13 protein-coding genes and 1 pseudogene are annotated in these 13,034 nt (G+C 65.6%); 8 read left to right on the plus strand and 6 right to left on the minus strand.

Going from position 1 to position 13,034, the window contains the following annotated elements; translation table 11 throughout:
* The first annotated feature begins 274 nt into the window (after positions 1 to 274).
* The 4 genes and pseudogenes from ACYVKL_RS26240 (at position 275) to ACYVKL_RS26255 (ending at position 4,116) form a co-directional block, all read left to right on the plus strand.
* Positions 275 to 682 (plus strand): hypothetical protein, encoded by a 408-nt coding sequence (locus ACYVKL_RS26240; RefSeq protein WP_379171716.1) that lies wholly within the window; start codon positions 275 to 277, stop codon positions 680 to 682.
* A 64-nt stretch (positions 683 to 746) separates the two neighbouring features.
* Positions 747 to 2,137 (plus strand): annotated as a pseudogene (locus ACYVKL_RS26245) (ABC transporter transmembrane domain-containing protein); the annotation flags it as partial.
* A 439-nt stretch (positions 2,138 to 2,576) separates the two neighbouring features.
* On the plus strand, positions 2,577 to 2,729 hold the full coding sequence (locus ACYVKL_RS26250; RefSeq protein WP_379171718.1) for a hypothetical protein: 153 nt from the start codon (positions 2,577 to 2,579) through the stop codon (positions 2,727 to 2,729).
* A 154-nt stretch (positions 2,730 to 2,883) separates the two neighbouring features.
* On the plus strand, positions 2,884 to 4,116 hold the full coding sequence (locus ACYVKL_RS26255; protein ID WP_379171720.1) for an MFS transporter: 1,233 nt from the start codon (positions 2,884 to 2,886) through the stop codon (positions 4,114 to 4,116).
* Between the two features lie 214 nt (positions 4,117 to 4,330).
* On the opposite strand, the gene ACYVKL_RS26260 is transcribed toward ACYVKL_RS26255, so the two are convergent.
* The gene (locus ACYVKL_RS26260) at positions 4,331 to 5,185 is read right to left on the minus strand and encodes a hypothetical protein (RefSeq protein ID WP_379171722.1); all 855 of its coding nucleotides are present in this window, start codon (positions 5,183 to 5,185) and stop codon (positions 4,331 to 4,333) included.
* A gap of 498 nt (positions 5,186 to 5,683) precedes the next feature.
* Between ACYVKL_RS26260 and ACYVKL_RS26265 the strand changes: the two genes are divergently transcribed.
* The gene (locus ACYVKL_RS26265) at positions 5,684 to 6,760 is read left to right on the plus strand and encodes a serine hydrolase domain-containing protein (protein ID WP_379171724.1); all 1,077 of its coding nucleotides are present in this window, start codon (positions 5,684 to 5,686) and stop codon (positions 6,758 to 6,760) included.
* 33 nt (positions 6,761 to 6,793) lie between these two features.
* Here ACYVKL_RS26265 and ACYVKL_RS26270 read toward each other — a convergent pair whose 3' ends face one another.
* Positions 6,794 to 7,228: a MarR family winged helix-turn-helix transcriptional regulator gene (locus ACYVKL_RS26270; protein WP_379171726.1), complete on the minus strand. Its 435-nt coding sequence runs from the start codon at positions 7,226 to 7,228 to the stop codon at positions 6,794 to 6,796.
* A 325-nt stretch (positions 7,229 to 7,553) separates the two neighbouring features.
* Here ACYVKL_RS26270 and ACYVKL_RS26275 point away from each other — a divergent pair, with 325 nt between their 5' ends.
* Together ACYVKL_RS26275 and ACYVKL_RS26280 are read left to right on the plus strand one after the other, a co-directional pair.
* Positions 7,554 to 8,159, plus strand: a complete 606-nt coding sequence (locus ACYVKL_RS26275; protein WP_379171729.1) for a CE1 family esterase — start codon at positions 7,554 to 7,556, stop codon at positions 8,157 to 8,159.
* A gap of 27 nt (positions 8,160 to 8,186) precedes the next feature.
* Positions 8,187 to 8,753, plus strand: coding sequence for a YbhB/YbcL family Raf kinase inhibitor-like protein (locus tag ACYVKL_RS26280; RefSeq protein WP_379171731.1), 567 nt, complete (start codon positions 8,187 to 8,189; stop codon positions 8,751 to 8,753).
* A 126-nt stretch (positions 8,754 to 8,879) separates the two neighbouring features.
* On the opposite strand, the gene ACYVKL_RS26285 is transcribed toward ACYVKL_RS26280, so the two are convergent.
* The 4 genes from ACYVKL_RS26285 to dxr form a co-directional block, all read right to left on the minus strand.
* Positions 8,880 to 9,551, minus strand: coding sequence for a TetR/AcrR family transcriptional regulator (locus ACYVKL_RS26285; RefSeq protein WP_379171733.1), 672 nt, complete (start codon positions 9,549 to 9,551; stop codon positions 8,880 to 8,882).
* A gap of 5 nt (positions 9,552 to 9,556) precedes the next feature.
* A complete protein-coding gene (locus ACYVKL_RS26290; RefSeq protein WP_379171735.1) occupies positions 9,557 to 9,955 on the minus strand; it encodes a hypothetical protein in 399 nt (132 codons plus the stop codon).
* Positions 9,956 to 10,142: 187 nt separating this feature from the next.
* A complete protein-coding gene (locus ACYVKL_RS26295) occupies positions 10,143 to 11,345 on the minus strand; it encodes a M50 family metallopeptidase (protein ID WP_379171737.1) in 1,203 nt (400 codons plus the stop codon).
* 24 nt (positions 11,346 to 11,369) lie between these two features.
* A complete protein-coding gene (gene dxr / locus ACYVKL_RS26300) occupies positions 11,370 to 12,509 on the minus strand; it encodes a 1-deoxy-D-xylulose-5-phosphate reductoisomerase (protein WP_357193721.1) in 1,140 nt (379 codons plus the stop codon).
* 93 nt (positions 12,510 to 12,602) lie between these two features.
* On the opposite strand from dxr, the gene ACYVKL_RS26305 reads away from it, so the two are divergent.
* Complete coding sequence (locus ACYVKL_RS26305; RefSeq protein WP_379171739.1) at positions 12,603 to 12,887, plus strand: DUF2631 domain-containing protein; 285 nt, start codon at positions 12,603 to 12,605, stop codon at positions 12,885 to 12,887.
* The last annotated feature ends 147 nt before the right edge of the window (positions 12,888 to 13,034 follow it).

Raw genomic sequence — 13,034 nt, forward strand, 5'->3', positions numbered from 1 at the left:
GACCCTCACGACAGGATCGACGATCGCTGAGGTGGGGGTCCGGGTAGTAATCGCCGAAACAACAACGGATATGGGCGTTGGCCCTCGCCCGCGGGTGGTGTATTGCTAACCCAGAAGGGTTGACATTGCCGCGTACAGGGCATGCGTTACGCGCTCGAACTGCGGAAACGCGTTGCCGCCGATAGTGTCTCGCGAACGAAGGGTGGGGGTAGCGGATGCGCTCGCGAGCAAGGTCGGGGCCTGGCCGCTGTCGCTCGGATTCCAGTACGTCGCGTTGCGCAACGCCGAGATCAACCAGATCGCCTTGGCCGGCAGTGAGATCACCCAACGTAAACCGGCGTTGTTCTGGCCGCTGATCCGCGCGAGCCTCACCACCTCGAGGACCCATCACCTGCACCGCGGCATCGATCGCGCGCTGGAGCGGGCATTGTTCACCGAACTGCCGACCGAGATCGTCCACCGCGCGGGTAAGGGCGGCGGACGGGATCCGGACACCCGCTACGATTACCGCCGACTCGCCCAGGACCTGTGCGAGGGTGAGCTGTGCGACCGGAATCTTCTTGACCGGCAAGAACTTACGCACCTCGCCGACGGACGTGTCCCCGACGGCGACACAAAGTTTGCTCTGATTCGCGCGACCCTGACCAACGAATGGATCACCCGTGCCTTGGCACCACTCTGATCGGATCATCGGCCGCGAGCAAGCCGCGATCCTGCGGCGAGGGCTGCGGTCCTCGCGCGCGCATATGGTCGCGTTCACCGCGATCACCCTGTTGGCATCGCTCACCTCGATCGCGGGTCCTTTGATCTTCGTACGCGCGGTCTCCGACATCACCCGCCCGACCGCGCAGCTGTTCGGCTTCTTCGTCCTGTTCGCCGCCGCCACCGCGGCCGCACGGTTCCTTCAGGACGCGAAGACCGTGCTGATGAACCGGGTACAACAGGACGTCGGATACGTCACCAGCGACGAATTGCTGAGCAAGGTGATGAACGCCGACAGTTCGGTGTTCACCCGCGCCAACGCTGCGAAGATCTCTGCGTTGGTGCAGAGCTTCAGCCAGTCGAACAAAATCTACATCCAGATGTTCATGATGGTGATCGTGGCCAGCGTGTCCGACGTCGCTGTGTCCATGGTCGTGATCAGCCGCAGCATCAATCCAGTCGTCGCGGTGTTCGTCCTTGCCTACGGGACCGCGACAGTGTGGCTCACCCTGCGCAGCAACAAGGTCACCGACAGGTACTTACGTGAGGCTCAACGTAAGACCAACGACAACGCCAACCTGCTCGGCAATGTCGTCGCCGCCATCGTGTCGATCCGCATCTACCGCGGGCAATCCTGGATCGCCGACCTCAATCGTCGCAACTACGACGACGCCCGCACGAACTGGAACGCCTTCTACAGCCGCCGCGTCATCCACGGCGGACTGCAAGGCCTGCTGGTCATGGTGCAGTACTGCGGCGCGTTCGGCGCCCTGCTGCTGCTCCACCGCGGCGGCTACGACCTGGACCAGATACTGCTGCTCGTCCTGGTCCTGGCCCAGCTCAACAGGCCATTCGAACTCGTCGGCACCTCACTGCGGGACTTCGCGCAGGCCAAAGCCATGGCCGCACCCGTTCTCGAGCTTTTCAGCGACCAGTCTCCGGTCACCACCTCTGACCGGGCGGCGGACACAGCCGTGGCCATGTTCACCCGAGCACCGGTCTTCGACATCGAGAACCTCACCACGCGTTACTCCAGCGACGGTCCCGCGGTCCTCGACAGACTCAACGCCTCGTTCACCCCGGGAGCCCTCAACTTCATCATCGGTCCTTCCGGCGTGGGCAAATCCACGCTGATGAACATCCTGCTCAGACTCAACACCACCTACACCGGCACCGTCCGCATCGACGGACAAAACCTGGACACCTTCGACGACGACACTTATTGGTCCGGGGTCGGCTACGTGCCCCAAGAACCGATGATGATGAATGTGTCGATCCGCGAAAACGTCCTGCTGGGAAGAGAATTCACCGACTCCGAGATCGTCGACACCTGACCAAGGTTGGGCTGGGCCACAAACTCGACCAGTACCCCGACGGCCTGGACCACACGATCGGCGAGGGTGGGCGCCTGCTCAGCGGCGGCGAGAAACAGCGGCTCTCCCTCGCTCGCGCGCTCATCGCCGGGCCCAGGATCCTGTTCCTGGACGAAGCCAGCTCCGCCCTCGACAGCGACACCGAAGCGAAGATCCTGACCTCGTTGCGCGCCCTCGCCGACGAAACCACCATCATCGCCATCACCCACCGCACCGACACCATCACCACAGCCGACAACATGATCGACCTGACGCCCGCCGCCATCCGCACATAGCACCTGGTCAGGTGGATGTGGGTGGCTCGGCGGCGAGGTGCATGACGGCGTCCCACCACGATTCGAGCCGACTCGGATCCGGCCACACGACGGGCACATCGTCATCGGGACCCCGCGCGATGGCCGGTGCGCTCGGATGCCGCTTTCCCGGCCGGCGAGCGGGCTGGTCGCAGCGCGGTTCATGTGATGGGTTTGCTGTCATGGCGAGTCTCCGAATCTCTGCCCGATGCCCGGTCTCACCGGGGCGGTAATCAAGGCGCGGGAGATGTACGACGAGACCGATGAAGACGGCAAACGCCGTTACGCCGTCGCCCAAATCGCCGGAACCTTCAAAGTCTCCCGCAAGACGATCTACCGCCACCTCGACTGCACCACGTAACACCGCCGGGCAACAGCAACGACGGACGCCGGGTCGGCAAGTTGCTCGCGGCTGGTGCAACTGTGTTCTGGTAGAGACGGTCTCGGGTAGGAAAAGGGAGGGGAATCGAGTGCCGGCAGAAGATCTCGCGCGATCGCGTTCTCGGTACCCGTTGTTGGCGGTTCCGGGTTTCGGGTGGTTCTGGTTCGCCGACGGTGTGTCGATCTTCGGGACCTACATCACCGCGCAGGCCCTGCAGATCCTCGCGTTGTTGACCCTGGGTGCTTCGAGTTTCGAGCTCGGGGTGTTGCGGGCAGCCCAGTGGTTGCCATACCTGCTGTTCGGCTTGATCGCGGGAGTATTGATCGACCGGTACCGGCGCAAACCGGTCGTAGTCGGCGCGGATTTCATTCGAGCCGCGGTGCTGGCGCTGATCCCGCTCTCGGCTGCGGCCCAGGTGTTGACGATGCCGCTGTTGATCGGGCTTGTGCTGGTCTTCGGTGCGGTGTCGCTGGCCTATGACGTTGCGCACCAGTCGTTACTACCCAGCCTGGTTCCCGCGCCGTTGCTCACCCAGGCCAACGCGCGCCTCGAACAATCGGCAGCGGTCGCACAGGTCGGCGGTCAAGCCGGCGCGGGATTGCTGATCAAACTGCTCGGCGCACCCACCGCGATTCTGATCGACGCGGTGACCTACCTGATCTCCGGTGTCGTGATAGCGAGACTGCGAGTCCCGGAACAAACGATCCCACCGCAACCGCAGGCCCGCGACATGGGCAGCGAGCTACGCGAAGGGGTGCGGTGGGTTTATCGGCACCGGATGCTCGGCCCGCTGACGTTGGCGACGCACGCGTGGTTTCTGTGCACGTCGATGGTGTCGACGATCTATGTCGTGTTCGTCATCTCGGACCTGGGATTCGATGCCGCGGTGTATGGGCTGACCCTCGCCGTCGGTGGAGTCGGCGGCATCGTGGGTTCCTCGGTCGCGGTCAGGCTGGGGACCCGGCTGGGGGTGGGGCCGGCGATCATCGTCGGCCGCTGGCTGGCTCCTGCCGGATACGCGCTGATCCCGCTGGCACACCAAGGAATCAGCGGTATCGCGGTGTTGTGTGCCGCGCAGTTCGTGTTCTGGCTGTCGGTCGGAATCGACTCTCCGTTGGAGATGGGGTACTGCCAGTCGGTGACACCGGACCGGCTGCTGGGACGGATGCGCGCCACGATGCGTTCGATGAATCGTGCGGCAGTGGTGATCGGTGCACCACTGGGCGGTGCACTCGCTGTCTGGTCCGGTCAGCGCACAGCCCTCTGGATTGCGGTCGCAGGACTCGCCGTAGCGGCAGCGGGACTGACGGGATCCCGGTTTCGGCACGCCCGGCTCGAAGACTACGGCAGGGGCGATCAGCCATGACCAGCTTCCATGACAACGATGATGCATTCGATCAGTGGCTGACCGCCCGGCATACTTCCCGCCCTACCGAACTCGACGGTCGGGCGGCATCGGCTTCGATAGCCCGGACCGAACAGGCGTGCCCGGTAGAGGTTCGGAGAACGATGGCTGACGACGTCCTCGGGCGTCGTGGTCCTCGATGATGCAGATGTCGAAGCAGCTGTTGTGGTGCGGGTCAGATCCGTCGGTGCTCGCGCAGGGTTCGGATGGCGGCCAGGGTGGTCAGGCCGCGCCATTCCACGGTCTGGCCGGCGAAGTAGTGCAGGAAGTCGAAGTCCCAGCCGCCGTCGTCGAGTTGTTCGTGTTCGAGTCGCTGCAGTTCGGCGGTAATCGTGGAGTCGTCGAACAGGGCCCGGCTCGGTGCGTTGGGTCGGGGCGAAAGGTCGAGAGGTTTGATGTGCTCGTTCTCGATTCCACCTTCGACGGGCACCGTGCCGTCCTCGCGAATCGCCGGACGTAGCAGCTCGGTGGCCGCGGCGGCGCGGGCGGGGTCTGGGACTGCGTCGAGAAACTGCAAGGCGAATTTGACGGTGTAGCCGACCGGTTTGTCGATCGCCTCGATCTGGTTCCAGCACCAGGTCGTCGCGGTGTCGAGCCACGAATGCTGTGCGCCGAGTCGCCACAGTCCGGCCGCGAGGGCATAGGTGAGGAAGCCCGCTTCCGGGCTCGGTGTCATCCAGGGTGTGCGGGGGTGGCCGTCTGCCGAGGGCAGCACGGTGGGGATACCGCCGTCGGGGTGGGCGATGGTGGCGATCCAGTCGGCGATCTCGGTAACCATGGGGGCGCGGGTGGCGTTGATGTCGGCGAGGACGTCGAGGGCCACCACTGCCGCGGCCGGTTGGCTGCCAGGGCACCGCACGTCGGGCTCGAGGGCATGGCCGAACCCACCGTCACCGTTCTGATAGGCCGCGAGCGCGGTCAGCACGGGCTCGACGGGCCCGTTGTCGAGAAGGACGGCGAGCTGGTGGCGTTCCAGGACACGGGCGCCGGATTCGATGAACTGTCGGGCAGCTTCCAGGTCGATACTCATGCACCGGAGGCTAGGCGGCGGTGAGCGTGGCGTCTTTGAAGAATCGGACAGGCGAGAGGCCGGTGAGGCACCGCACGTCGAGTGCACACCGAGGCGACGCGATGGCCACTCAAATTTGTTCCGCCACGAAGTTCGCCTGACCAGCGCCTATGGTGACCGCGCCGATATCCGCCCGATTTTCGGCGGATGCTGCCTCGCCCGGCGTGTCCATCGCTCAACGATGGGGATCGGCTCCGCTATACCCATGTGCCACAACAGAGTTCATCGCAGAACAGGCCATTCAGGAACGAGTCACCAGCCGCAAAACGGCTGCGGGGGCTTAGCGTGACTTTTCGCGGATCTGGACCTCACACCCCGAGTACAGGATTCCGGGTTTTGCCGGATGGGTGGGAAGAGGGTCGTCCTTAGAGTGGACGCATGGGTGTGAATGGGTTTCGGTGTGGCTTGGTGGTCGCAGCGGTGGTGGTGGCCGGGTGCGGGAGTGGGGCGGGTGAAACCGTGGGTCGGTCGCCGGCGGTCGGGCAGGTGTCCGATGCGGTGACAGCGGCGGTGCGTTCCGGAATGCCCGGGGCACAGGTGGTTCTCGAAGGTCCCGACGGGCGGCAGGTCGTGACCGCGGGGGCGGGAGACGTGGCCACCGGAGCGCCCTACGCGGAGGGCGCACATTTCCGGATCGGCAGTGTCACAAAGACTTTCGTGGCCACAGTGGTGCTGCAGCTCGCCGCCGAGAACAAGGTCGACCTCGACGCGCCGATCTCACGCTATCTACCGGGCGCGGTGCAGGGCAACGGCAATGACGGCGACCGCATCAACGTGCGGCAGCTGCTGCAGCACATGAGCGGCTTGGCGGACTTCGCGCCCGAGGATCCCTCGAACAAATTGCCGCAGCAGCTCGATCAGACCGGTGACGGCAAGGCGTACCGGGATCTCGCACCGGCGGATCTGGTGGGGATCGCGATGAGCATGCCACCACAGTTCGAGCCGGGGGCGCGGTTCGAGTACACGAACACCAATTACGTGCTGCTGGGCATGATGATCGAAAAGCTCACCGGGCGAACCCTCGCCGTCGAGATCGGCAGTCGCATCCTCGAACCCCTCGCGCTCCACGACACCTACTTCCCCGCGGCCGGCGACACCACCATCCGGGATCCGCACCCGCTGGGCTATCGCAAGGTCGACGTCAACTGGGTCGACGCCACCGACACCGAGGCGGCGTGGACGGGCGCCGCCGGCGCCCTCATCTCCACCGGCGCCGATCTGAACCGGTTCTTCCTTGCCCTGGTCGCCGGAAAGCTGCTTCCCGCAGCACAACTCACGCAGATGGAGCAGACCGTCGCGATGGAACAGTCCGGAGATATGAATTACGGACTCGGCTTGATCCGGCTACACCTGCCCTGTGGCCAGGACGGCAAGGACATGAAGGACGTCTGGGGGCATGCCGGCGGTATCCCCGGATTCAGCACCCTGGCCGTCGCCACGCCGCACGGGACCGCGGCGACGCTGAGCGTCAACACCTCACAGACCACCGATCAATTCTCCGCAGCGGCCGCCGTCGTCGGCTGTGCAATCGCCTGATCGGGCCGGCCTGTGGATTCGACATGCGGCAGGTCAATCGATGAGGCGGCGGAGCAGGTCCAGCGCCTGCGAGAGTTGCTTCCGCTCGGCCGCGGTCATGCGTTCGTCGAGGAGATCGGCGAGATGGCCCGAGCCGGCTTCGCGGCGTTCGGTCAGTAGCTCTCGGCCGGCGGGGGTGAGTTCGAGGAGTTTTCGGCGGAGGTCGGTTGGGTCGGTGGTGCGGCGGATCAGGTCGCGGTCGATGAGGGTGGACGCGGCTGTGGTGACGGACTGGTGGCGGATCTTGTCGGCGCGGGCGAGGTCGGCGACGGTGGCGGGGCCGTCCCGGTCGAGGCGTTTCAGGATTGATATCTGGGACAGGGAGATTGCTCGGCGGGGTGAGGCTGCGCGCATGCGGCGGACCAGGGCGCCGACTACGGACTGGAGGTTGTCGGCGAGTTCTGCTGGATCGCTTGTCAGTTCGCTCACGACTCCATAAAGTACAGGAAGACTGCGCAGTTTGACTGTATTCATTTCGGAGGGAGTCCGGCGGATGGTGGATGGGATGGTCACGGGCGAACTGACGTTGGGCGGGCGGGAGCGGACAGTTCTGATGCGGCCGCCCAGCGAACCTGGTCGGCCGCTCGTGCTGGTGCTGCACGGCAATCAGTCGGGGGGTACGAAGCGTGAATGGCGGGACTGGACCACCTTTCGGACGAATGCTGACCGGTGGGGAATCGGGGTCGCGTTTCCACAGGGGTGGTCGGGGTGCTGGGCCGATGGGCGTGGGGTAACGCTCGCTGATGAGGCGGGTGTGGATGATGTGGCGTTTCTGCGCGCTGTGATCGAGTGGAGCGCTGAGCGCTATGACACGGTGGCCGAGCATTCGATCGTCGCTGGAATCTCCAACGGCGCGTTCATGGCTCACCGTGCGGGGCTGGAGATCGGGGATCTGGTTCCGGTGTTCGCGGCGGTTTCCGGTGGACTGCCTGCCGATCTGGCGGGAGTGGAGCCGACGCACGCGGTCTCGGGCATCCTGATCAACGGCGATGGCGATCCGTGGGTGCCGATCGAGGGCGGGCACTCCCGCCATCGCGGGCCCGACGGTGAACTACGTGGCCGCACTTATGGTTTGGCCGACTCCGGGCAGCATTGGCGCGAGCTGAACGGCTGCGCCGGAGCGAGTGAGACCATTCGCACCGACCAGTCCCAGCGCGAGCTGTCCGGGCTGGGCACCGGCGGCACTCGCGTCCTCGAATGGACAGTGTTCGGCGGCGGCCACACCTGGCCCGGTGTCGTGATACCCGCCGAGCATGCGGGCGTGCCGGGCGCAAATTCGACGATGGAATTCGATGGGGCCGAGGAGATTTGGCGGTTCGCGCAACCACTGCTCGCCTCCCCTGAAGCGCGCAAACTCTGAAACCCACCAGCACACAGGGAGAACCGAATGGCTTTGCTCGGCAAGCTGCTGAAGAATCGACGCGCGGGTGACGCGGGACTGGCCTGGAATCGGCCGGGACTGTCCGCCTCCACGGAAATCACTGTCACCAGTGCGGATTTCGCACACGAATCGACCCTGCCGGACGTCCATACCGGGAAGCGGATCGGCGGCAAGGACGAGTCCCCGGCGCTGACGTGGTCGACCCCGCCCGAGGGCACCGCGCAACTGCTCCTGGTCATCGAAGACCCTGACGCCCCCGGCTCAGCGCCCTTCGTGCATTGCGTCGCACTGCTCGAACCAACCGTCACCGAATTGCCGCGCGGCGCACTGGGAAAGGCCACGGCGCCGGCCGAAGTTCGACTGCTACGTTCCGACTGGGGCCGGGGCTACATGGGCCCCTCCCCCATCAAGGGACACGGCCCGCACCGCTACGCGTTCCAGATCTTCGCGCTGACCGAACCCCTCACCGACGTCGAGGGCAAGCCCGTTGATTCGGTCAAACCCAAGCAGGCCCTGGCCGTGGCCCGAGCCCACGCCCGCGGCCGAATCGACGGCTTCTACGAGCGAGCCTGAGGGATCCGGCCCGCCAGGTCGGAATTCCTCGACCAAGCGGGTCGGCGCCGACATCGTAACGGCCACAACCGAATATCGCCGCCGTCGAGAACCACGACGATGGGCCTGCTACCTCTGCATAGACGTCTATTTGCCGAGGTCTTCGATGAGATCCAGGGCTGGGTACAGTACTGCGCGCAGTGGACGGAGTCTCGACAGCGCCACAACGCGTTCGACGAGTGGGGCGACTCGGCGGATCAGCATTCGGGTGCGTTCCTGGTCGGGACTGCGGTCGTGGACCCAGAACAGGACGATGCCCATGTGGGCCAGCCACAGCAGATTCGGCAGCTCGGCCATCAGCCGCTTGTCGCCCTTGACGTCATGGCCGATGACCAGGTTGCGCATGATGGCGATGGATGACTCTCGGGCGGGCCGGCTTTCGTCGCTGAACGGACTGAGCGGGCTGGTGGGCTCGGCGGCGATGGCGAAGAACTTGCCGCCGAACTCGTGGTAGGGGGCGGCCACGTCGACGAAGGCCAGTTCCATCGTCTGCCATCGGGCGGCGAGCGAGTCGCCGCGGACGGTCTGCTCGACCCGCTGTTCGTGCAGGGTCTGGATCAGTTGGTAGAAGCCCTGAACCAGGTGCTCCTTGGAACCGAAGTAGTAGTAGGCGTTGCCGAGGCTGACGCCGGCTTCGCCCGCGATCGCGCGCATGGTGGTCTTCGTGTAGCCGTTCTGCTCGAACAGACGCAGGGCGGCGTCGATGATCTGCTGGCGAGTTTCCTCGCCGCGCGCGGTCGCGGGCTCGGGGCGGGTCATGAGGCTCAGGCTAGTGCGGCCGGGGCGACCGGAACGGGAGGGACCGGGTCCTGCTTCTCCTGGTGCCGGCTGCGACGGATCTTGTTCAGGGCGATCAGGTTTGCGAAGTGCATGCCGCCCAGCACCAGCAGCACCATGCCGAGTTTCGAGGCCAGTTCCTCGATCGCGGCGCGCCCATCCACGACCGGTCCGCTGATGCGCAAGGCCAGCGCCACGAAGCCCGCGTTGACGAGCCAGAACCCGATGACCAGCAGATGATTCACGACTTCGGCGAGATCGCTGTCACCGTTCATCACATCCACCAGAAACCGTGCGCCGGTGTGGTGCAGGGTGCGCGCCACCCAGAACGTGAGCGCCAAGCTGACGGTCACATAGGTCGCGTATGTGGCAACGACTAAGTCCATTGTCCCAGCTCCTTCATTATTTGAACGTGTTCAACTCTGAGGGTAAAGCAGATTGTTGAACACGTTCAAGTGTGAGCGTCGCTACACCCGCGAACCGGGTGGGTTCGATGATCGGCTACGACGTTGCCGCAGTACCTGTTTCCGATTGGAGGTCAGACGTGGTTCACGCCTGACCGGAACCAACTCGTCAGGGGAACAGCTTCACCGGGTTCACGATGTCGGCGACCAGGGTGAGGATCATGTACGCGCCGCCGAGAACCACCACGACGTAGGTCGCGGGCAACAGCTTCAGGTAGTCGACGGGAGCGCCGTCGGGCAGACCCTTGCGGTTGCGGAACACGTTGCGGAACTTCTCGTAGATGACCACTGCCATGTGGCCGCCGTCGAGGGGCAGCAGCGGGAGCAGGTTGAAGGCGCCGAGGAAGAAGTTCAGCGAGGCCAGGGTCAGGATGAACATCGACCAGAGGCCGTGTTCGGCGGTTTCGCCGCCGATCTTGGAGGCGCCGTAGACGGAGACCGGGGTTTCCGGATCGCGGGTGCCGCCGGTGACGGCATGCCAGAGGTCGACGACCTTGGACGGCATCTGGGCCAGGGATTCGACGGTGCGGACCGCGATCTGACCGGTGAAGGCGCCCGCGGCGGGGATCGCGGACAGGACGTTGTACTGGACCGGGCCGTAGAAATCCTGGCCCACGCCGACCTTGGCGACCGTCTTGGGGGTGCCGTTCTTCTCCGGGTAGACGACCGCCATCTGCGGGTTGACCGGGGCGGTCATGGTCTTGCCGTCGCGTTCGAAGGTGTAGGTGAAGGGGCCGGTCTGCTTCTCGGTCTCGGCGCGGAATTCCTTCCACGTCTTGATCGGGACATCGTTGACCTTGGTGACCTTGTCGCCCTGCTGGAGGCCGGCCGACTGCGCGGGCCCGGTGCCGGTGCAGTCCAGCAGCTTCTGGTCGGCGGTCATGTCGGAGACGCAGCCGAGCTTGCCGAGCTGGGTTTCCGCGGGCTGGTCGAAACGCGGCAGCCCCCAGCCCACGGCCAGGATCACGATCAGGATGTAGCCGATGAGGAAGTTCATCAGGATGCCGCCGGACATGACCAGCAGCCGCTTCCAGGTGGCCTGCCGGTACATGGCCCGGTCCAGATCCTCGGGTTCGAGCTCGTCGAGGGCGGTCATGCCCGCGATATCGCAGAAACCGCCCAGCGGCAGCGCCTTGAGACCGTATTCGGTCTCACCGCGCCGCCACGAGAAGATCTTGGGCCCGAAACCGATGAAGTAGCGCCGCACCTTCATGCCGGTGGCTTGCGCGGTCCACATGTGACCGCATTCGTGCAGGGCGACCGAGGCCGTGATCCCGAGGGCGAACAGTGCGAAGCCGATCGCGTAGACCATCCGGTTACGAGCCCTCTCCTGCAGTCAGCCGCGCACGATCGTGCGAGCGGTGTCGCGCGCCCACGTATCGGCCGCGAGCACCTCGTCCAAGCTACCGGGTTCGGCGGCCCAGCGGTCGGCGGACTCCACGACGCGCGCAACGGTTCGCACGATGTCGGGGAAACGGATGAGGCCGTCGAGGAAGGCCTGCACCGCGATCTCGTTGGCGGCGTTGTAGACCGCGGTCACGCAGCCGCCCGCCTTACCCGCCTGCCGAGCCAGTTCGACGGCCGGGAAGACCACGTTGTCGACGGGCTCGAAAGTCCAGGTGGAGGCGGTGGAGAAGTCGCACGCGGCGGCCGCGCCCGGCACCCGGTCCGGCCAGCCCAGCGCCAGCGCGATGGGCAGCTTCATGTCCGGCGGGCTGGCCTGGGCCAGGGTCGAACCGTCCTTGAAGGTGACCATGGAGTGCACGATCGACTGCGGGTGCACGGTCACGTCGATGTCGTCGTAGCCGATGCCGAACAGCAGGTGCGTCTCGATCAGCTCGAGGCCCTTGTTCACCAGCGACGCCGAGTTGAGCGTGTTCATCGGACCCATGGACCAGGTCGGATGCGTCTTGGCCTCGGCCGGATTCACCGATTCCAGCATCTCGGTGGTCCAGCCGCGGAAGGGCCCGCCCGACGCGGTCAACACCAGCTTGGCCACCTCGTCGGCGCGCCCGCCGCGCAGGCACTGGGCCAGCGCCGAATGCTCGGAGTCCACCGGCACGATCTGTCCCGGCTTGGCCGCCCGCGTCACCAGCGAGCCGCCCGCCACCAGAGACTCCTTGTTGGCCAGGGCCAGTCGCCGCCCCGACTCCAGGGTGGCCAGCGTCGGTTCCAGGCCGAGCGAGCCGACCAGCGCGTTGAGCACCACGTCCGCGTCGGTGCGCCGCACCAGTTCGGTCGCCGCGTCCGGACCCGACAGCGCCACACCGAGTTCGGCGGCCGCGGCCTCGTCGGCGATCGCCACATTGGTGGTCCCGGTCGCCGCGATCTGACGGGCCAGCAGGTCGGTGTTTCCACCGCGCGCCGCGAGACCCACCACTTCGAAGCGGTCGGGGTTGGCGGCGATCACCTCCAGTGCCTGCGTACCAATCGAACCGGTGCTGCCCAGCAGCAGAACTCTCACAACGTCGGACACGCGACTATTGTCCCCCGCCCCCTGGTCGCTACGACGCTGGGTCGTATGTCACGATATTGGCCAGCAATCGATTCGAGCCGTAAAGGAGCCACAGTGGCCGCCACGGAACTGGAACCCGCGCACCCCTCTGAGGTCGTCACCAAGGTCGACACCGCCGAGGTTCCGTCCGCCGCGTGGGGCTGGAGCGGCGAGTCCCGCCGTACCGCTCGCATCGCCGGCTGGGTCGTCGTCGTGATCCTGCTCGCGATGCTGTTCGAGAACCAGCAGGGCAGCTCGTCGGGTAGCGGCAATATCGGCTACATCTCGCTGATCCTGTTCGCGGCCGGGCTGGCGTTCATCCTGATCCGCGACTCCATCGTGTCGCGGCGTCCGCGCTAGCGGTCCCGGAAAACAAACAATTCGGGCCGGATCACCCCCAAGGAGATCCGGCCCGAATTCTGTTGTCCCGCAATGCCTCCTGCACAGGCATTGCGTTGCGCCGCAACCCGCACGCCCCGGGTCGCGGCGCGGCCCGACCGTAGGTGG

The organism is Nocardia tengchongensis, assembly GCF_054781395.1.